This is a genomic window from Streptococcus wuxiensis (assembly GCF_040888245.1).
GTDB classification, from domain to species: Bacteria; Bacillota; Bacilli; order Lactobacillales; family Streptococcaceae; genus Streptococcus; species Streptococcus wuxiensis.
Genome location: NZ_JBFNFE010000006.1, coordinates 1 through 20,640, shown reverse-complemented (window position 1 = coordinate 20,640; position 20,640 = coordinate 1). Strand labels below are relative to the sequence as shown.

The window sequence follows — 20,640 nt, the reverse complement described above, 5'->3', positions numbered from 1 at the left end:
TTAGGAAGTTAGGCCGATGCTATTAGAAGAATTTGAAAATGTACCTGCTGTTATCGAGCCAACTGATCGAAGCCTCCTTAGTGGTGGAGAAATCTGTGATACGATTATTTTATCTTTTAATGGAGAAATCGTTGAACGAGTAAAGCAGTTTGAAGATGTTTACGAAGGTGGCTATCTAACCAATCTAAATGGTAGATTTCCATGGTATATCTATGAAAAAGATGGGAGTAAGGTAGCAGTTGCTATAGCTACGATTGGAGCCCCGATGGTTGTTGGACTCTTAGAAGAACTCAAAGCAAGAGGATTTAAGAACTTTATTGTTTTGGGTTCTTGCGGAGTTCTAGATCAGTCTATTCAGGCAGATAAGATTATCCTACCAAGTTCAGCTCTACGTGATGAAGGTACAAGTTACCATTACGCTCCTGCAAGTGATGAAATAGCTTATGATGAAACTCTACTCTTAACCATAGAAGAAGCTTTAAACAAATCTGATATTGAGCACATTCGAACAAAGGCTTGGACCACAGATGCTTTTTATCGTGAAACAGCTGATAAGGTCAAACGTAGACTAGCAGCAGGTGCGACTGTTGTAGATATGGAAGCCTCAGCAATCATGGCTTGGGCACAATTTCGACAAGCAAAAGTTTATCAATTTTTTTATACAGCTGATTATGTTGACCATCATAATCATGAGTGGGATGCAAGATACGAAGAAAGAAAAGCAGATGCTATGACTTTCTTTGAGATAGCATTAGTAATTGCTAGAGAGTTGGATTGAAACGACTCTTTACGATAAACAAGACACAGAAAGGAGTCAGTGAGTGATTAAAATCTATGACACCATGTCTCGTGATTTGCGAGAATTTGTCCCAATCGAGGACGGTAAGGTCAAGATGTATGTCTGTGGGCCAACCGTCTACAACTATATCCACGTGGGGAATGCCCGTTCGACAGTAGCTTTCGATACCATTCGTCGCTACTTTGAGTATCGTGGCTATGAGGTTGCCTATATTTCTAACTTCACCGATGTGGATGATAAGATTATCAACCGTGCCAAAGAAGAAGGCATCACACCTCAAGAAGTAGCTGACAAGTATATCGCTGCATTTCGTGAGGATGTTACGGCCTTGGGCGTCAAGCCTGCTACCCGTCATCCACGAGTAGTCGAGTTTATGGCTGACATCATCCGTTTTGTGGAAGACCTGATTGAAAAAGGTTATGCCTATGAGAGTCAGGGCGATGTCTATTTCCGTGTGGAAAAATCCCATAACTATGCTAAGTTAGCCAATAAAAGCTTAGAAGACTTGGAGCTAGGAGCTTCAGGTCGGACAGACGAAGAAACAGCTCGCAAGGAAAACCCTGTAGACTTTGCCCTTTGGAAAGCAGCTAAACCAGGTGAGATTTCTTGGGACAGCCCTTGGGGTCCTGGTCGTCCAGGCTGGCACATCGAGTGTTCGGTCATGTCTACTGAGATTTTAGGCGATACCATCGATATTCACGGTGGTGGAGCTGACCTTGAGTTTCCACACCACACCAACGAAATTGCCCAGTCAGAAGCCAAGACAGGTAAGACCTTTGCCAACTACTGGATGCACAATGGTTTTGTCAATATTGACAATGTCAAGATGTCCAAGTCTTTGGGGAACTTCATTACGGTACACGATGCCCTCGAAACGATCGACGGTCAAGTATTGCGTTTCTTCTTTGCGACTCAGCATTACCGCAAGCCAATCAACTTTACGGAAAAAGCTGTGCGTGATGCTGAGACCAATCTCAAGTATCTGAAGAACACTTATGAGCAACCATTTTCTGGAACTGTAGATGCGGGGGAGTTGCAAACTTATAAAGATAAGTTCGTAGCTGCAATGGATGAAGATTTCAATACAGCAAATGGTATCACAGTCGTCTTTGAAATGGCCAAGTGGATCAACTCAGGCAACTATGATGAAGCGGTTAAGGAAGCTCTTGCAGCTATGTTAGAGGTCTTTGGTATTGTCTTTGTTGAGGAAGTTTTGGATGAAGAGATTGAAGCCTTGATTCAAAAACGTCAAGAAGCGCGTGCCAATCGTGATTTTGCGACAGCTGACCAAATCCGTGACCAACTGGCTGCTCAAGGGATTAAGCTACTGGATACCAAGGATGGAGTGAGGTGGACACGTGATTGATGTCAATCTCATTAACGGGATTGCTCTAGCCTTTGAAGGAGATGCGGTGTATTCAATGTATATTCGCCGTCACCTCATCCTAAAAGGCATGACCAAGCCCAATAAACTCCACCAAGAGGCAACTAAGTATGTGTCAGCCAAGGCTCAGGCACGCTTGATTTCCCTCATGTTGGAGGAGCAAGTCCTAACGGAAAAGGAAGAAGAAATCTATAAACGGGGTCGTAATACCAATAGTCATACCAAGGCAAAGAACGCAGATGTAGTGACCTACCGTATGTCTACTGGTTTTGAAGCGGTCATGGGTTATCTTCATATGACTGAAAATGTGGAGCGCCTTGAAACCTTGATTTCTTGGTGCATCCAAAAAGTGGAGGGCTTGGAATGATTGCAAAAGAATTACTAGATTGGTTTCCACAAGCTCAAATCGTAGACCAACCAGTCGATAAGGAAGGTTATCTGACGCTTCCAGTATCCGCAAATCAGTGGGTTTTACTGGAAGAAGCTGGACTTAGTGAACGTGAGAAACAGTTGGTGGCTCTCTTAACCCAGCAGGAACAAACCATCTCTCTCAATCCATGGTATAGCTATTTGATTGAAGGCAAGGGACCAGCACCGCAAAGTTTTAAAAAGCTACAAGTTGTCTATTGTCACCTTTCCTATTACCAACAGGAAAACTTGACTTCTTGGTTGGATATGATGAGAACCCTCTTTCCTAATTGCGAGACAGTGCTTCAGGTGGGAGTTCAGGATTACCTATTTGTTCTCCAACAGGACAAATACACTTCTGTTCGGTCTATCTTAACAGATACCTTGGAAGCCGTAGAATACGATTTTGGGGTTCGCTTATCCATTATGCTGGGGCAGGTCTGGTCGCAAACAGGAAATCAGAGTTTGACAGATCTCATCAAAGCAGAACGTGACTTGTTTAAAAACTGGTGGCGTCAAGGTCATCAAGGATTCCATACGTTTTCTCAGCTCTACCTTTGGAGTATGGGGGAAAAAATGGTGGATCTTGATTTGATAAAAGATTATCTCCACCAGATGATTTTGGATCAGGATCAAATTCAGGAAATCATTCTCTCCTTATGGGAAAATAGTGCAGTCCTAACTAAAACAGCACAGCAACTGTATTTGCACCGTAATTCTCTCCAATACAAGATTGATAAATGGGAAGAATTGACAGGGCTTCAGTTGAAAGAACTGACAGATTTGACCTTGTGTTATCAATTGATTTTACCAGATATTATTTAAAGTTTTGTGCAAGTTGCACAGAACTTTTTTATTTTTTTGGTCACTTTGCCATAGAAATGTAAAGCGTTTTCATTTATAATTAAACTATCAACAATTAAAGGAGTTCACCGAAATGGTAGAATTAAATCTTAAAAACATTTACAAAAAATATCCAAACAGCGAACATTACTCAGTTGAAGACTTCAACTTGGACATCAAAGACAAAGAATTTATCGTTTTCGTAGGACCTTCAGGATGTGGTAAATCAACTACTCTCCGTATGATTGCAGGTCTTGAAGATATCACAGAAGGTACTGCATCTATCGATGGCGTTGTTGTCAATGACGTAGCTCCAAAAGACCGTGACATCGCCATGGTATTCCAAAACTACGCTCTTTACCCACACATGACTGTATACGATAACATGGCTTTCGGTTTGAAATTGCGTAAATACAGCAAAGAAGACATCGACAAACGTGTACAAGAAGCAGCAGAAATTCTTGGTTTGAAAGAATTTTTGGATCGTAAACCAGCTGACCTTTCAGGTGGTCAACGTCAACGTGTTGCCATGGGTCGTGCGATCGTCCGTGATGCAAAAGTATTCTTGATGGACGAACCTTTGTCAAACTTGGATGCGAAACTTCGTGTATCCATGCGTGCTGAAATCGCTAAAATCCACCGTCGTATCGGAGCTACAACTATCTACGTAACTCACGACCAAACAGAAGCGATGACACTTGCAGACCGTATCGTTATCATGTCAGCAACTAAAAACCCTGCTGGTACTGGTACTATCGGACGTGTTGAACAAATCGGTACTCCTCAAGAAGTTTACAAAAACCCAGTTAACAAATTCGTAGCAGGATTCATCGGAAGCCCAGCTATGAACTTCATCAACGTAAAATTGATCGGTGACCACATCGTTGGTGACGCCTTTAACTTGAAAGTTCCAGAAGGTGCTTTGAAAGTTCTTCGCGATAAAGGATACGAAGGTAAAGAGTTGATCTTCGGTATCCGTCCAGAAGACGTGAACGCAGAACCTGCTTTCCTTGAAACATTCCCAGAATCAGTTGTGAAAGCAACGATCTCTGTATCAGAATTGCTTGGTTCAGAATCTCACCTATACTGCCAAGTTGGTAAAGATGAATTCGTTGCTAAGGTTGACGCACGTGACTACTTGCAAGCTGGTGCAACTGTGGAACTTGGATTTGACTTGAACAAAGCTCACTTCTTTGACGTAGAAACTGAAAAGACAGTTTACTAAGATAGATTTGAACTAAAACAACACTACTAGAGTTTTTCTAGTAGTGTTTTTTTATAAAGTTTAGAAACTCGGATAGAAGGAGACTTTACTAGTTTTCTTATTGACTAAAAAGTGTTAAAATGGTAGGAAGAACTGGAGAGTATGCATGCCAAAAGAAGTAATTTATTCTGGCGATGAAGTCGTCGCTTTAACGCAAAAATATTTATCGAAAGAAGATGTGGCTTTTGTCCATAAGGCCTTGGTTTATGCTGTAGAGTGCCACAGTGGCCAATATCGTAAATCAGGCGAGCCTTACATTATCCACCCTATCCAGGTAGCAGGTATCTTGGCTAAGCTCAAGCTGGACGCCGTTACTGTTGCCTGTGGTTTTTTGCATGACGTGGTAGAAGACACAGATGCTACTTTGGATGATTTAGAGCGCGAGTTTGGCCATGATGTTCGAGTGATTGTAGACGGTGTTACCAAGCTTGGTAAGGTCGAATACAAGTCTATAGAAGAGCAGTTGGCTGAGAATCACCGCAAGATGCTTATGGCCATGTCAGAGGATATCCGCGTTATTTTGGTTAAGCTCTCTGACCGCCTGCACAATATGCGTACCCTCACGCATCTTCGTAAGGACAAGCAAGAACGTATTTCCCGAGAAACCATGGAAATCTACGCACCACTTTCTCACCGTCTGGGGATTTCAAGTGTTAAGTGGGAACTAGAGGATCTTTCCTTCCGTTATCTCAATCCGACAGAGTTTTACAAGATAACTCACATGATGAAGGAGAAACGTCAAGAACGTGAAGCCTTGGTCGATGAAGTTGTGACGAAGCTTGAGGAGTATTCATCTGAGCGTAATCTTACAGGAAAAATCTATGGCCGTCCTAAGCATATCTACTCTATTTACCGTAAGATGCAGGACAAGAAAAAACGCTTTGAGGAGATCTATGACCTGATTGCCATTCGCTGTATCCTAGATACTCAGAGTGATGTCTATGCCATGTTGGGTTACGTTCATGAGCTATGGAAACCAATGCCAGGACGTTTCAAGGACTACATTGCTAATCGTAAGGCCAATGGTTACCAGTCTATCCATACGACTGTTTATGGACCAAAAGGACCGATTGAGTTCCAGATCCGTACCAAGGAAATGCACGAGGTTGCTGAGTACGGGGTTGCGGCTCACTGGGCCTACAAAAAAGGAATGAAAGGCCAAGTTAATAGTAAAGAATCTGCCATTGGGATGAACTGGATCAAGGAGATGATGGAACTCCAAGATCAGGCGGATGATGCCAAGGAATTTGTAGATACGGTCAAAGAAAACTATCTGGCTGAGGAGATTTACGTCTTTACTCCAGATGGGGCGGTTCGTTCTCTTCCAAAGGATTCGGGACCGATTGACTTTGCCTATGAGATTCATACCAAGATCGGGGAAAAAGCAACTGGTGCCAAGGTCAATGGCCGTATGGTACCCTTGACTACCAAGCTGAAAACAGGGGACCAGGTTGAAATCATCACCAATCCAAATTCATTTGGACCAAGCCGCGACTGGCTCAACATGGTTAAGACCAGTAAGGCTCGCAACAAAATTCGTCAATTCTTTAAAAACCAAGATAAAGAATTGTCCATCAATAAAGGCCGTGAAATGCTGATTAGTCAGCTCCAAGAAAACGGCTATGTGGCCAATAAATTTATGGACAAGCGCCACATGGATGAAGTCCTTCAAAAAACCAGCTACAAGACAGAAGAAGCCCTTTTTGCAGCCATTGGTTTTGGAGAAATCGGAGCCATTACCGTCTTCAACCGTTTGACGGAAAAAGAACGTCGTGAAGAAGAACGTGCCAAGGCTAAGGCAGAAGCAGAAGAACTGGTCAAGGGTGGCGAAGTCAAGGTAGAGAACAAGGACACGCTTAAGGTGAAGCATGAGGGTGGAGTTGTCATCCAAGGTGCTTCTGGGCTCTTGGTCCGGATTGCCAAATGTTGTAACCCTGTTCCAGGAGATGATATCGTTGGTTATATTACCAAAGGTCGCGGAGTTGCCATCCACCGTGTGGACTGTATGAACCTTCGTTCACAGGAAAACTATGAGCAACGTCTGCTAGATGTTGAATGGGAAGACCAATTTTCAACCAAGGAATATATGGCTCATATCGATATCTATGGACTCAACCGTTCTGGTCTTTTGAATGATATCTTGCAAGTCCTATCAAACACAACTAAGAATATTTCTTCGGTTAATGCCCAACCGACCAAGGACATGAAATTTGCCAATATCCATGTATCCTTTGGAATTTCTAACCTTTCAATGTTGACAACGGTAGTTGATAAGATTAAGAGTGTACCAGAAGTCTACTCAGTCAAACGGACCAATGGTTAAGTTAGCTCGATACAGTCAGAAAGGATTTCTATGAAAATCATCGTTCAGCGAGTCAAGCAAGCTCAGGTTTCTATTGAGGGGCAGATTCATGGTCAAATCAAACAAGGACTTTTGCTCTTAGTGGGTGTTGGACCTGAGGATCAGCAAGAGGATTTGGAGTATGCGGTCAGAAAACTTGTCAACATGCGTATCTTTTCGGATAGTGAAGGCAAGATGAATCTTTCTGTTAAGGATATCCAAGGAGAAATTCTCTCCATCTCTCAATTCACTCTGTTTGCTGATACCAAAAAAGGCAATCGTCCAGCATTTACAGGCGCCGCTAAACCAGATATGGCTGAGGCCTTCTATCAAGATTTTAACCAGGAACTAGCCAAAGAGGTTCCTGTTGAAACAGGTGTCTTCGGAGCAGATATGCAGGTGGGATTAGTCAATGATGGGCCGGTAACTATCATCCTTGATACAAAAAATAGATAAGAAAAACCAAGCTTGTTAGCTTGGTTTTTTTGTGACGGATTTAGTTCATCTTTTCAACATAGAGCTGTTTGGCGATTTCTAGACTTACCAAGAGTTCTTCGTTCTTATGAATCAAAGTAAAGGTGTTAGAAAAGTCATCAAACTGTTGAACTTGGAGTTTGTCTCCGATATTGATGGCATGTTTTTCCAGATATTTTAGGAGATCAAAACTATCGTGAACCCGAGTCAGGAGATAGGTTCCAGCTTCTTTGGTTTCTGATAGTGGTAGGTTGTTGATTTCAACCAAAAGCTCTCCCTTAGCAGGAATGGTACCACCGTGAGGGCAAGTTTTTGGGAAACCTAGCATACTTTCTAATCTCTCTACAAAAAAGTCTGAAACGGTATGTTCTAATACTTCAGCTTCCTCATGAATTTGGTCACTAGTATAGTCTAGATGGTGGACCAGAAAAACCTCAATCAGACGATGTTTACGATAAAGTTCTGATACAAGTGTTAGCCCAATATCGGTTAGCAAGTATCCTTTCTTCTTATCTTTTAAGATGAGATTTTCAGACTGCATGCGTTTAATCATTTCAGTTACAGCTGGAGGAGATACCTGCATTCGAGCAGCAATTTCCTTATTGGTAATCTTAGGAACATCCATGCCAATCTCATAAATACATTTTAAGTAGTCTTCTTTATTTGGTGTCATTCGCATTTCCTTGTTTATTATCTCCATCTAGTATACCAAAAAAGAGGCTGGGACAAAAGTCCTAGCCTCTCACTTGTCTTTGGATTGTCGAGCAAGACGCAGTGGTTGAGTGGACTCTACTACGCTGATTTCATCAGCTTGTACAGCCCTACTCAACTGTGCGGAGGTGGGACGACGAACTCGAATTTTAACGAATTACCGATTTCTGTCCCACTCTCTATTGCTACAAGAGCTTGACTTAGTTGAGTTCTTTTGCAGCTGCAATAGCGTCTTCAAAGTCTGGCTCGCTGTTGATATTGTCTACGTATTCGACGTAGCGGATGATATTATCGGTATCGAGAACAAAAACTGCGCGTGCAAGCAGATGCCATTCATTGATTAAGAGGGCATAATCGCGTCCAAAGGAGTGGTCGAAGTAGTCTGAAAGCATGATGGCATTCTCAATTCCCTCAGCACCACACCAGCGTTTTTGTGCAAATGGAAGGTCCATAGATACCGTTAGGACAACAGTGTTGTCTAAGCTAGCTAATTCTTGGTTAAAGCGACGAGTCTGAAGCGAGCAGATGCCTGTATCGATAGAAGGGATGACACTCAAAATCTTTTTCTTGCCTTCAAAGTCAGCCAGTGTTTTTTTAGAGAGGTCAGTCGTTGTGAGAGAGAAATCAAGTGCTTTGTCTCCTACTTGTAGTTGTTTTCCTGTAAACGTAACAGGGTTTCCGAGGAATGTAGTCATAAGCTACTCCAATCTTTTTTCTTTCATTTTACATTAAACGTTCAGACTTTTCCAATAGTTTGACCGAAAATTGATTAGACAAAAAACGCCAATTCATGGTGACTGACGTTTTTTAATGGATTATTTTGACAAACCTTCAGCAATCTTGTCAAGGTTGTATTTCATCATGTTGTAGTAGCTGTCACCTTCTTTACCTTCTTCAGCGATTGAGTCAGTAAAGATTTGTGCGTAAATTGGAATATTTGTGTCTTGTGAAACAGTCTTCATTGGACGATCATCGACACTGGATTCAACAAATAGTGATGGAACTTTCATTTGGCGAAGTTTTTCAACCAAAGTCTTGATTTGGTCAGGTGTTCCTTCTTCTTCAGTATTGATTTCCCAGATGTAGGCACTTGGGACACCGTAAGCTTTAGAGAAGTATTTGAAGCATCCTTCGCTGGTTACGATGAGTTTCTTGTCCGCATCAATAGCGTTAAATTTCTCTTTGGCTTCCTTGTCAAGCTTGTCTAGTTTTTCAGTGTATTCTTTGAGATTCTTTTCGTAGAATTCCTTGTTGCTAGGGTCTTTGGCGATGAGTTGCTTAGCAATATTTTGAGCATAGATGATCCCATTTTCAAGATTGAGCCAAGCGTGTGGGTCTTCTTTCCCTTTTTCATTTTCCCCTTCTAGGTAGATGACATCAACGCCTTCACTAACTGCAAAGTAGTCTTTGTTTTCAGTTTTCTTAGCATTCTCAACTAATTTTGTAAACCAGGCATTTCCACCTGTTTCAAGGTTGATACCATTGTAGAAAATTAAGTCGGCTTGCGAAGTTTTCTTGACGTCTTCTGGTAGTGGCTCGTACTCGTGTGGATCTTGTCCAACAGGCACGATACTATGAAGATCAATCTTGTCTCCTGCGATATTTTTAGTAATATCAGCGATGATAGAGTTAGTTGCTACAACCTTTAGTTTTTGGTTTGTAGATGCTGTGTCTTTTTTTCCGCTAGCACAGGCAGCTAATCCAATGATAGCAAGAAAAAGAACAAGCAATGTACCTAATTTTTTCATTATATTCCTCCAGAGGGGCTCCCTCATTATTGTTTGATTTTTTTATTTTTCAGCTTCAGATAACGTTGTTTTGGTGCGATAAAGAAACTGATGAGAAAGAAACTTGCAGATGTCAGCACGATACTTGAACCTGCAGCCAGGTTAAAGCTATAACCGATAAAAAGTCCCAAGACAGAAGCTAGAGCTCCCAAGCCTGATGAAAGAAAAATCATGGTCTTTAGACTATTGGCGTAAAGATAAGCTGTCGCGGCTGGAGTAATCAGCATGGCTACGATAAGGATGGTTCCGACACTTTGCATAGCAGTCACTGACACCAAAGTCAAGAGTATCATGAGTAGATAGTGGTAGAAATTAACTGGCATGCCCATAGCTTTGGCTAGGAGTTCATCAAAGGATGTAATCAAGAGTTGCTTGAAGAAAATCCCGATAATCAATAGAATGAGAGCTCCCATACCGATGGTAATATACATGTCTATGTCTTGCACAGCTAAGATATTCCCAAAGAGAATATGGAAGAGGTCAGTCGAGCTTTTAGCCACACTAATCAAGATAATGCCCAGAGCCAATAAAGATGAAAAGGTAATCCCAATGGCAGTGTCACTCTTGATAATAGAGTTCCCCTTGATGTAGGTGATGATGACAGAGGCAAGCAGTCCAAAGATGATAGCACCAATAAAGAAGTCAATTCCTAAAATAAAAGAAAGAGCTACACCTGGTAAGACAGCGTGCGAGATAGCATCTCCCATAAGGGACATACCACGGAGAATGATAAAGCATCCGACCGCTCCAGCAACAATACCAATCACAACAGCTGTAATCAAGGCATTTTGGAGAAAGTGGAAGTTCTGCAATCCATCTATAAATTCTGCAATCATAGGTCACCTCCATTGAAAAAGAGTCGGTCACCATAAGCTTGTTTGAGATTGGCTTGGGTGAAGGTCTCCTTTGTTGGACCAAAGGCAATTAGCTCCTTGTTGAGAAGGAGTACCTGGTCAAAATAATGGGCAACCTTGCCGAGGTCATGGTGAACGATAAGGACAGTCTTGCCAGCTTTTTTAAGTTCTCTCAGCGTGTTCATGATGATCTCTTCACTGACAGAGTCAATCCCCACAAAGGGCTCGTCTAAGAGAATATAATCAGCATCTTGAACTAGACAACGGGCAATCAAGACACGCTGGAATTGGCCACCAGAGAGTTGACTAATCTGACGATCTGCGTAGTCAGAAAGTCCAACAATTTCTAGTGCTTCAGCCACCTTTTGCCAGTGGTTTGCTTTTAAAGTGTGAAAGAGTGGAATGGATGGATAGAGTCCCAGAGAGACACATTCTTTTACCTTGATAGGGAAGTTGTAGTCGATATGAATTTTTTGCTCGACATAGGCAACTTTCTTAAGAGATTTTTTCATTTCTTTATCTTCGATAAAAGCATGTCCTTCATGTGGGATAATGCCCAGCATACCTTTTAATAATGTTGATTTCCCGGCGCCGTTTGGACCAATAATTCCGGTAATCGTTGGTCCTTGGAGCACTAGTGAAATATCCTTTAGTGCCAACGTTTCTTTGTAGGAGACACTGAGGTTTTCGATACGTATCATACAGTTGTATTCCTCCTGGATTTTAATATACATTAATTTTATTTTTAAGTCAAGTTAATTTTGGTAAAAATTTAAAATATTAACGTTGAAATCAAATAGGAGGAGACGGCATTTTTAATTGCATTCCCCAGGGATTTTTGCTAAGCTAAGAATAAGTGAAAAATGAAAGCGAGAACAAGATGACACGATATCAAGATGATTTTTATGATGCTATAAATGGTGAGTGGGAAAAGACTGCTGTTATTCCAGCAGATAAATCGAGAACAGGTGGTTTTATCGACCTTGACGAAGAAATTGAAGAGTTGATGCTAACGACGACGGACAAATGGTTGGCAGGAGAAGATGTGCCAGAAGATGCCATCTTAGCAAACTTTGTCAAGTACCACAGCATGGTGAGAGATTTCGACAAGCGAGAAGCAGATGGAATTGAGCCAGTCCTTCCTATGCTTAAGGAATACCAAGATTTGGAGAGCTTCGCGGACTTTACAAGAAAGCTAGCAGAGTTTGAATTAGCTGGTAAACCAAACTTCCTTCCATTTGGTGTATCACCAGACTTTATGGATGCTAGAACCAATGTTCTCTGGGCTAGTGCACCAGGAACTATTTTACCTGATACAACCTACTATGCGGAAGACCATCCTCAGCGTGAGGAATTATTGAACCTTTGGAAAGAAAGTACTTCTAATCTCCTCAAAGCCTATAACTTCTCAGATGAAGAAATCGAAGATCTTTTAGAGAAACGATTGGAGTTGGACCGCCGTATCGCAGGAGTCGTACTTTCAAACGAAGAGAGTTCAGAATATGCTAAACTTTACCATCCATACTCTTATGAAGATTTCAAAAAGTTTGCTCCTGCACTTCCTTTAGATGATTTTTTCCAAGCGGTGATTGGACAAACACCAGACAAGATTATCGTAGATGAAGAACGTTTCTGGCAAGCAGCAGAGCAATTCTATAGTGAAGAAGCTTGGCCTTTGCTCAAAGCAAGCTTGATCTTGAGTGTGGTCAATCTTTCAACTAGTTATCTAACAGACGAAATCCGTATTTTGTCAGGTGCTTATGGCCGTGCCCTTTCAGGAGTTCCAGAAGCCCAAGACAAGCGCAAGGCTGCTTACCACTTAGCTCAAGGACCATTCAAACAAGCGCTCGGTCTTTGGTATGCACATGAAAAATTCTCTCCAGAAGCCAAGGCAGACGTAGAGAAAAAAGTGGCGACCATGATTGATGTTTATAAGGAACGTTTGGCTAAAAACGACTGGCTGACTCCTGAAACTCGAGAAAAAGCCATCGTTAAACTCAATGTGATCAAGCCTTATATCGGTTATCCAGAAGAACTGCCAGCTCGCTATAAGGACAAGGTTGTAGATGAATCTGCTAGCCTCTTTGATAATGCCCTAGCCTTTGCGCGTGTGGAAATTAAGCACAGTTGGAGCAAGTGGAATCAGCCGGTTGACTACAAGGAGTGGGGAATGCCTGCTCATATGGTCAATGCCTACTACAATCCACAAAAGAACTTGATTGTCTTCCCAGCTGCTATCTTACAGGCACCATTCTATGACTTGCATCAGTCATCTTCTGCCAACTATGGTGGTATTGGTGCAGTTATCGCCCATGAAATCTCTCACGCCTTTGATACTAATGGAGCTTCCTTTGATGAAAATGGAAGTCTCAAGGATTGGTGGACTGAGAGCGACTACGCAGCCTTTAAAGAAAAAACACAGAAGGTTATCGACCAGTTTGATGGTCAAGAATCTTACGGTGCAAAAATCAATGGGAAATTAACTGTATCCGAAAACGTTGCTGACCTTGGAGGAATCGCTGCAGCGCTAGAAGCTGCTAAGAGAGAGCCAGACTTCTCAGCTGAAGAGTTCTTCCATAACTTTGCTCGTATCTGGCGTATGAAAGGTCGCCCAGAGTTGATGAAACTCATGGCCAGCGTTGATGTGCACGCCCCAGCTAAACTCCGTGTTAATGTCCAAGTGCCAAACTTTGATGACTTCTTTACAACCTATGATGTCAAAGAAGGCGACGGCATGTGGCGCTCACCAGAAGACCGTGTGATTATTTGGTAATCAAAAAACCAAGGATGATTGTCCTTGGTTTTTATGCTTTAGAAAAATGGATTGAAGGTTTTTTCGTGCGCGATAGTCGTAGCAGGTCCGTGCCCTGGATAGACATCGTAGTTTGGAAGGGTGAAGAGCTGGGTTTGGACACTATGAAGAAGTTGTTCCATACTACCAGTTGGCAAGTCTGTCCGACCAATGGTTTCTCGGAAAAGGGCATCTCCCGTTAAGACCAAGTGTCCATCTGGGAAAACCAATGAAACTCCACCGATAGAGTGGCCTGGCGTTGGTAAGACTGTAAAGCGGAATTCTTCAATCTGGTATTCTTCATGAAAGACATAAGTGTGTTCAGCTGGTTTGCAGATGACATCTGCCATATCGTCATGTCGAGGGAGACCTGAAAGGTTGTCAACAGGGGTATAGAGCCAAGAAGCTTCACTTTCTGCCACATAGACTGGAGGATTTCCATAAGTATCTCTGACCAAGTCAAGACTCATAATATGGTCGTAGTGAGTGTGGGTCAGAAGAATGGCACAGACCGGTTTGTTGATGGTTTCGATAGTCTTGCGAATGGCCTCCCAATGGCTACCAGGATCGACTACAATCAGGTGTTGCTCCCCTTCAAGATAATAAGTATTTTCATAGGCGACAGGATTCACAGTTTTATGGATTTTCATAGGATTTCCTCTTTCATAGATTTACAGTTTCTAGTATAACACAGAAGAATAAAATAAGGAATCAACAAGAAAGTCCCTCCATAAAGGAAGGGACTTTTAACTTTTTAAAAATGATTTTTCCAAGCTTGGAAGCGTGCATCCAGTAGGAGTTGCGTCAGGTTTCTTAAGATTTCGACTTGCTCGGGCTCCAGTGTCTGGGCTTGAGAAACAAGTTGTCGAATGTGTTCAATAGCATTTCTAGAAGATAAATCGTTGATGGAAGTGATTCCAGATTCTAGTATGGTTCCGAAAAAGAGATCAAAGTAGAGCTCTAGTTCTTCATCGGGCACACTGTCCACCCATTCTTTAAGAGTGTCTTTGATTTGGAGACTTTCGCTACTAATTTCCTCTAGTTGGACAAAGTGTTTGTCTTCAACCTGCCAACTAAAGGTGTCATGCTGGGCAAGACCGCCTAAAGCAGTGCTTCGAACGACGATTTTCTTATCAGGGATTTCCAGCATCATCCCGATGATAGAACCTTGTGGGACAAATACTTTTGTTCTTTCCATCATGTTTTGATAGCCAGCTGTTTCGGTCAGTTCCTTGTGAAGTCCAGGCGCATCAAAAGTATAGACGGCGACAATGTTTTTTTGTAAAAGTGGGTCGAGTTGACTGGCAGCATAGACAGCTAAATTGCCCCCTTTTGAGTGTCCTGCTAGGACCACCTTTTGGTTAGGATGTTGAGCAAAAAAGTCCTGTAAATACTGGAGAGCATGTTTTTGAGCTGGAATTTCCTTCATATAGGTCATATGGAAATCTTCTTTCCAACCAATAATACTGTCGTCTGTGCCACGAAAGACAATCAGATAGGTATCTAGGTTCAGACGATAGGTCATAGCAGCGAATTGCTTTTGGAGTTCTTCATCAATATCGTTGACAAAGTTAGAGAGCTTGCTATTTTTAAAACGCTTGTGTGTGGAGAGTTGATCTAAGAGTTGCAGACGTTCTTTATTAGTCAACACGTTAATGTCACGAGGAACACGTGTTGCGACATCTAGTAAGCGATTATCTGATTCGTCTAGTAAGTTATCAAAAGACAGATAAGTCAGCTCAGTCAGAGCAAGTACATCCAGTTCATTTAATGGGATATCATAAAAAGAATCGTATTGAACATCAGTTAGATAGTCAAAAATATTGGCCATGAGAATTCCTTTCTTAACTTTTATCATATCAGATTTACATCAATTTTGCTAGTAGTCAGGAGAATTTTGCTATAATATTAAAAAAGGAGGAGCAGATGCACAAGATTTTACTAGTAGAAGATGATCCAGTAATCCGTCAGCAAGTTGGGAAAATGCTTTCCGAATGGGGTTTTGAAGTAGTCATGGTAGAAGACTTTATGGAAGTTCTGACGCTATTTGTTCAGTCTGAGCCTCATCTGGTTCTCATGGATATTGGATTGCCTCTCTTTAATGGTTATCATTGGTGTCAGGAAATTCGCAAGATTTCCAAAGTTCCTATTATGTTTCTGTCTTCAAGAGACCAGGCTATGGACATCGTGATGGCTATTAATATGGGAGCTGACGATTTTGTAACCAAGCCTTTTGACCAGCAGGTCCTTTTAGCTAAGGTACAAGGATTATTGCGCCGCTCTTATGAATTTGGAAGAGATGAGAGTCTCCTAGAGTATGCAGGAGTTATCCTCAATACCAAGTCTATGGATGTGCATGTCAATGGCAAAGCTATCAGCCTAACCAAGAATGAATTTCAGATTTTGCGAGTTTTATTTGAACATGCAGGAAATATCGTAGCGCGTGATGATTTGATGCGGGAACTCTGGAACAGTGACTTTTTTATCGATGACAATACCTTATCTGTTAATGTCGCTCGTTTGCGCAAGAAACTGGAGGAAGAAGGTTTGATTGGTTTTATCGAAACCAAGAAAGGAATAGGGTACGGATTGAAACATGCTTGATATTAAAAGTTTTTTTCTAGCTTATATCCGTTCTCGTAGCCGTTTTTTTGCTTTTATTCTATCGCTTACAGGTTTGCTTTTTCTCTTTGAAATCTTGTTTGATAAGCAAGGGCCCTACTTTAACTATTTCTTCTTTCTATCTACATTTTTGACATTTTTGTTTTTGATATTTGATTTCTTGATAGAATTGCAACGTTATCGTAAGGAATTACTCTATGGCGAAAGAAAAGCTAAGTCACCAATGGAAGTCCTTTTAACTGAAAAATTAGAGAAAAGCGAATCTGAACTCTATCAAAAGAAATCAGATGCTGAAAACCGCTATAATGATTTGGTGGACTACTATACACTCTGGGTTCATCAGATAAAAACACCAATTGCAGCCAGTAAACTCCTAGTGAGTGAGGTGGCAGATCGCCAACTGAAACAACAGTTGGAGCAGGAAATTTTTAAGATTGATTCCTATACTAACCTCGTTCTTCAATACTTACGCTTAGAAAGTTTCCATGATGATCTAGTGTTGAAGAAAGAAAATATAGAGGACCTGGTCAAGGAAGTCATTCGTAAATATTCTATTTTCTTTATTCAGAAAGGTCTTAGCGTCAATTTGCATGATTTGGACAGAAGGATTGTTACAGATAAGAAGTGGCTACTAGTGGTCCTTGAGCAAATCATCTCAAACAGCCTCAAGTACACTAAGGAAGGTGGTCTTGAAATCTACATGGAAGGTTCAGAGCTTTGTATCAAAGACACTGGGATTGGAATCAAAAACAGTGATCGGTTGCGAGTCTTTGAACGTGGATTTTCAGGATATAATGGTCGAATGACCCAGCAGTCATCTGGACTTGGGCTCTATCTAACCCAGAAAATCAGCCAAGAATTAGGACACCAAATCCGAATAGAATCCGAGCTTGGGCAAGGAACGACCGTACGCATCAAGTTCTCTGAAGTGAACCTACTGGTTGAGTGAAAAGAATTGTGNGCCAAGAATTAGGACACCAAATCCGAATAGAATCCGAGCTTGGGCAAGGAACGACCGTACGCATCAAGTTCTCTGAAGTGAACCTACTGGTTGAGTGAAAAGAATTGTGAAGAGGCTGGGACAAAAGTCCTAGCCTCTCAATTGTCTTTGGATTATCGAGCAAGACGCAGTGGCTGAGTGGGCTCTACTAGGCTGATTTCATCAGCTTTTACAACCCTACTCAACTGTGCGGAGGTGGGACGACGAAATCGAATTCTAACGAATTACCGATTTCTGTCCCACTCTCTTCTTTAGACTTCAAATAGGGGGGGCAATAGGCTCCAATCAGATAACAATTTTAATCTTACAAAAATGTAAGATTAAAGGTCTCTTTTGTAAGGTTATGTTATGGCAAGCCCTCTTTTTTTGGAGTAAACTTAGAGCATAAAAAAAAGGAGAGGAACCATGAAAACAATTTTACAAAAGAAACAAACAAGTAAGCCGAGTCCAAAGGATATCGAGCGAGTTCAAATCGGCATCGAAATGATGCAAGCTCAGTTTCAATTAATGGGATATTAAGAAGGAGAAGTAAAAATGACACTATTAGATGTAAAACACGTTCAAAAGATTTATAAAACTCGCTTTCAAGGCAACCAAGTAGAAGCCCTGAAAGATATTCACTTTACCGTTGAAAAAGGCGACTACGTCGCTATCATGGGTGAGTCTGGATCTGGTAAATCTACTCTACTGAATATTCTTGCTATGCTTGACAAGCCAACGCGTGGGCAGGTCTTCCTAAACGGAACTGACACAGCTACCATTAAAAATTCTGAAGCATCAAGCTTTCGTCGTGAAAAGTTAGGCTTTGTCTTCCAAGACTTCAATTTGTTAGATACGCTTTCTGTTAAAGACAATATCTTACTCCCTTTGGTATTGTCTAGAAAGCCTATTACAGAAATGATGAAAAAATTGGTCGTGACGGCCGAAAATCTTGGAATCAATCAATTGCAGGAGAAGTACCCTTATGAAATCTCTGGAGGGCAAAAACAAAGGGTAGCAGTTGCACGGGCTATCATCACAGAACCAGAAATTCTTCTTGCGGACGAGCCAACAGGTGCCCTAGACTCTAAATCGTCTGCAGCTCTCCTTGATATCTTTGATCAGATCAATGAACAAGGGCAAACCATTCTCATGGTGACCCACTCAACAGCTGCGGCCAGCCGTGCAAAACGTGTTCTTTTCATCAAGGACGGTATTCTCTATAATCAAATCTATCGTGGTGAAAAGACGGATCGTCAGATGTTCCAAGAAATCTCTGACACCTTGACTGTTATGGCAAGTGAGGTGAACTAGTATGTTTCGATTAACCAATAAGTTGGCCATATCCAACTTAATTAAAAACCGCAAACTCTATTATCCGTTTGCTTTGTCTGTCATTTTGGCAGTCACTATCAGCTATCTCTTTTACTCTCTAGCCTTTAATCCTAAAATTGTGGATTTACGTGGTGCATCTGCTATTCAATTTACCCTACAACTAGGGCTTGTCGTTGTGACATTTGCATCTGCCATTATCGTTCTTTATGCCAACAGTTTTGTCATGAAAAATCGTTCCAAAGAACTGGGTATATATGGCATGTTGGGCTTAGAAAAACGCCATTTGATTGGTATGACCTTTAAGGAACTTTTGGTATTTGGGCTAGTAACAGTCACTGCCGGAATTGGAATTGGTGCCCTCTTTGATAATCTGATTTTCGCTTTACTGCTCAAACTTGCAAAGATGAAGGTAGAGTTAGTTGCAACTTTCCAATGGTCCGTAGTGCTTTCAATCCTTCTTGTATTTGGTCTTATCTTTTTAGTCATCGTTTTCCTGAACGCTGTACGTATTATCCGTATGGATGCTCTCCAGCTTTCTAGAGAAAAAGCGAAGGGTGAGAAGAAGGGGCGTTTCCTAGTTCTTCAGACACTTGTAGGGCTAATTGCACTAGGTGGTGGCTACTACTTAGCACTAAGCGTAACAGATGCTTTCAAAGCTGTCGCTACTTTCTTTATTGCGGTTATGTTAGTTATTGTAGGGACCTATCTCTTATTCAATGCTGGTATTACAGTTTTCTTACAGTTGCTCAAGAAAAACAAGAGATATTACTACCAACCCAACAACCTCATCTCTGTTTCTAACCTTATCTTTCGTATGAAGAAAAATGCTGTCGGATTAGCAACCATTGCCATCCTTTCAACCATGGTTTTGGTTACTATGTCTGCAGCTACTAGTATCTACAACGGATCTGAGAATATGAAAAAACTCATGTATCCTCATGATTTTGATGTTAAGGGACAACATGTAGAAGTTGAGGATTTAGACAAGCTTTTGACTCAATACGCTAGCGAAAAGAACCTAACCATCAGCAATAAGGACGTCCTCAATTATGCAAGTTTCGGTCTTTCGAGTCAAGAAGGGACCAAATTAACCATCTTTGAAAAAGGGCAAAACAATGTCATGCCTAAGACAGTCTTCCTGGTTTTTGATCAAAAAGATTATGAAAAAATGACTGGACAAAAGCTGAACCTTACTGGTAACGAAGTAGGACTTTGGGCTCGAAATGACCAACTTAAAAATCAGAAAGCATTTAGTCTGAACAATCAGAACTATACAATCAAGGAAGCAATCCAGCAGGATTTTATTGCCAATCATGTTTCTAATCCCTATGTACTATTGGTATCGGATTATAACTATCTTGTAGTAGCTGATATTCAAAGTTTTTTGGAACAGTACCAGGATTCAGCTGTATACACACAGCTCTACGGTGGTATGGATGTAACAGCTAGTCTAGAGGAACAGTTAAAGCTATCTGATGATTTTGAGGAGTTTGTAAATAATTTTAGTCATAATCTCAAAAATGAAGACGGCATGGTTTATGGTGGAGGCACTGCAAGTGACGCAATTGCCCAAATGAATGCTCTCTTTGGAGGAGTTCTCTTTATTGGTATTTTCCTCTCTATCATCTTTATGATTGGAACTGTACTCGTTATCTACTATAAACAAATCTCAGAAGGTTATGAGGATCGTGAACGCTTTGTCATCCTACAAAAAGTGGGCTTGGATCAAAAACAAATCAAACAAACCATTAACAAGCAGGTCTTGACTGTTTTCTTCCTCCCTGTAATCTTTGCTTTCCTACACTTGGCTTTTGCCTATCATATGTTAAGTTTGATTCTTAAGGTCATTGGGGTAGTAGATACAGCTATGATGTTAAGTGTAACACTTTCTATTTGTGGTATCTTTGCCCTCATCTACGTACTTATCTTTATGATTACTTCAAGAAGCTATCGTAGAATTGTTCAAATGTAAAAACAGAAACATCAAAAAAGAGAGTGGGACAGAAATCGTTAATTCGGTAGAATTCGATTTCGTCGTCCCACCTCCG

The 20,640-nt window shown here is 41.3% G+C and carries 19 protein-coding genes and 1 pseudogene; 13 read left to right on the top strand and 7 right to left on the bottom strand.

The annotated features are described in order from the left end of the window. Window positions 1–16: 16 nt before the first annotated feature. The 7 genes from AB2B47_RS07225 to dtd all read left to right on the top strand — a co-directional run bounded on the left by AB2B47_RS07225 (window position 17) and on the right by dtd (window position 7,495). Window positions 17–778 (top strand): nucleoside phosphorylase, encoded by a 762-nt coding sequence (locus tag AB2B47_RS07225; RefSeq protein ID WP_006152602.1) that lies wholly within the window; start codon window positions 17–19, stop codon window positions 776–778. Between the two features lie 43 nt (window positions 779–821). Beyond that, window positions 822–2,165 (top strand): cysteine--tRNA ligase, encoded by a 1,344-nt coding sequence (gene cysS / locus AB2B47_RS07220; RefSeq protein ID WP_006152599.1) that lies wholly within the window; start codon window positions 822–824, stop codon window positions 2,163–2,165. After that, on the top strand, window positions 2,158–2,550 hold the full coding sequence (locus AB2B47_RS07215) for a Mini-ribonuclease 3 (protein WP_006152609.1): 393 nt from the start codon (window positions 2,158–2,160) through the stop codon (window positions 2,548–2,550). Before cysS ends, AB2B47_RS07215 begins: the two co-directional genes overlap by 8 nt. After that, window positions 2,547–3,416: a PucR family transcriptional regulator gene (locus tag AB2B47_RS07210; RefSeq protein WP_320693956.1), complete on the top strand. Its 870-nt coding sequence runs from the start codon at window positions 2,547–2,549 to the stop codon at window positions 3,414–3,416. The genes AB2B47_RS07215 and AB2B47_RS07210 overlap by 4 nt, the downstream gene beginning before the upstream one ends. Window positions 3,417–3,528: 112 nt before the next feature. Beyond that, window positions 3,529–4,659, top strand: a complete 1,131-nt coding sequence (locus tag AB2B47_RS07205; protein ID WP_004251267.1) for an ABC transporter ATP-binding protein — start codon at window positions 3,529–3,531, stop codon at window positions 4,657–4,659. Window positions 4,660–4,804: 145 nt separating this feature from the next. Then, window positions 4,805–7,021: a RelA/SpoT family protein gene (locus tag AB2B47_RS07200; RefSeq protein ID WP_006152626.1), complete on the top strand. Its 2,217-nt coding sequence runs from the start codon at window positions 4,805–4,807 to the stop codon at window positions 7,019–7,021. 30 nt (window positions 7,022–7,051) lie between these two features. Continuing rightward, window positions 7,052–7,495: a D-aminoacyl-tRNA deacylase gene (gene dtd, locus AB2B47_RS07195; protein WP_006152589.1), complete on the top strand. Its 444-nt coding sequence runs from the start codon at window positions 7,052–7,054 to the stop codon at window positions 7,493–7,495. A 40-nt stretch (window positions 7,496–7,535) separates the two neighbouring features. Here the strand turns inward: dtd and AB2B47_RS07190 are convergent, their stop codons facing one another. The 5 genes from AB2B47_RS07190 to AB2B47_RS07170 all read right to left on the bottom strand — a co-directional run bounded on the left by AB2B47_RS07190 (window position 7,536) and on the right by AB2B47_RS07170 (window position 11,566). After that, window positions 7,536–8,186 carry a metal-dependent transcriptional regulator gene (locus tag AB2B47_RS07190; RefSeq protein ID WP_006152601.1) on the bottom strand — a complete coding sequence of 217 codons (651 nt, stop codon included), beginning with the start codon at window positions 8,184–8,186 and terminating at the stop codon, window positions 7,536–7,538. Between the two features lie 238 nt (window positions 8,187–8,424). After that, entirely contained in the window at window positions 8,425–8,919 is a 495-nt protein-coding gene (gene tpx, locus AB2B47_RS07185; protein ID WP_006152627.1) for a thiol peroxidase, read from the bottom strand. Window positions 8,920–9,039: 120 nt separating this feature from the next. Continuing rightward, window positions 9,040–9,972, bottom strand: coding sequence for a metal ABC transporter substrate-binding protein (locus tag AB2B47_RS07180; protein WP_006152619.1), 933 nt, complete (start codon window positions 9,970–9,972; stop codon window positions 9,040–9,042). A gap of 26 nt (window positions 9,973–9,998) precedes the next feature. Continuing rightward, window positions 9,999–10,847 carry a metal ABC transporter permease gene (locus tag AB2B47_RS07175; RefSeq protein ID WP_004251242.1) on the bottom strand — a complete coding sequence of 283 codons (849 nt, stop codon included), beginning with the start codon at window positions 10,845–10,847 and terminating at the stop codon, window positions 9,999–10,001. Next, the gene (locus AB2B47_RS07170) at window positions 10,844–11,566 is read right to left on the bottom strand and encodes a metal ABC transporter ATP-binding protein (RefSeq protein ID WP_006152594.1); all 723 of its coding nucleotides are present in this window, start codon (window positions 11,564–11,566) and stop codon (window positions 10,844–10,846) included. The genes AB2B47_RS07175 and AB2B47_RS07170 overlap by 4 nt, the downstream gene beginning before the upstream one ends. A 179-nt stretch (window positions 11,567–11,745) precedes the next feature. On the opposite strand from AB2B47_RS07170, the gene AB2B47_RS07165 reads away from it, so the two are divergent. Next, entirely contained in the window at window positions 11,746–13,638 is a 1,893-nt protein-coding gene (locus AB2B47_RS07165; RefSeq protein WP_320693955.1) for a M13 family metallopeptidase, read from the top strand. 38 nt (window positions 13,639–13,676) lie between these two features. On the opposite strand, the gene AB2B47_RS07160 is transcribed toward AB2B47_RS07165, so the two are convergent. Next, on the bottom strand, window positions 13,677–14,306 hold the full coding sequence (locus AB2B47_RS07160; protein WP_049495469.1) for an MBL fold metallo-hydrolase: 630 nt from the start codon (window positions 14,304–14,306) through the stop codon (window positions 13,677–13,679). Between the two features lie 104 nt (window positions 14,307–14,410). Beyond that, on the bottom strand, window positions 14,411–15,487 hold the full coding sequence (locus AB2B47_RS07155) for a DUF2974 domain-containing protein (protein WP_320694015.1): 1,077 nt from the start codon (window positions 15,485–15,487) through the stop codon (window positions 14,411–14,413). A 95-nt stretch (window positions 15,488–15,582) separates the two neighbouring features. Between AB2B47_RS07155 and AB2B47_RS07150 the strand changes: the two genes are divergently transcribed. The 5 genes and pseudogenes from AB2B47_RS07150 to AB2B47_RS07130 all read left to right on the top strand — a co-directional run bounded on the left by AB2B47_RS07150 (window position 15,583) and on the right by AB2B47_RS07130 (window position 20,564). After that, the gene (locus AB2B47_RS07150) at window positions 15,583–16,260 is read left to right on the top strand and encodes a response regulator transcription factor (RefSeq protein ID WP_000548968.1); all 678 of its coding nucleotides are present in this window, start codon (window positions 15,583–15,585) and stop codon (window positions 16,258–16,260) included. Further along, window positions 16,253–17,227, top strand: coding sequence for a sensor histidine kinase (locus AB2B47_RS07145; RefSeq protein ID WP_320693954.1), 975 nt, complete (start codon window positions 16,253–16,255; stop codon window positions 17,225–17,227). The genes AB2B47_RS07150 and AB2B47_RS07145 overlap by 8 nt, the downstream gene beginning before the upstream one ends. A gap of 8 nt (window positions 17,228–17,235) precedes the next feature. Next, window positions 17,236–17,337, top strand: a pseudogene (locus tag AB2B47_RS08665) (sensor histidine kinase); the annotation flags it as partial. Between the two features lie 475 nt (window positions 17,338–17,812). Then, window positions 17,813–18,571: an ABC transporter ATP-binding protein gene (locus AB2B47_RS07135; protein WP_006152604.1), complete on the top strand. Its 759-nt coding sequence runs from the start codon at window positions 17,813–17,815 to the stop codon at window positions 18,569–18,571. A 1-nt stretch (window position 18,572) separates the two neighbouring features. Then, entirely contained in the window at window positions 18,573–20,564 is a 1,992-nt protein-coding gene (locus tag AB2B47_RS07130) for an ABC transporter permease (protein ID WP_320693953.1), read from the top strand. The last annotated feature ends 76 nt before the right edge of the window (window positions 20,565–20,640 follow it).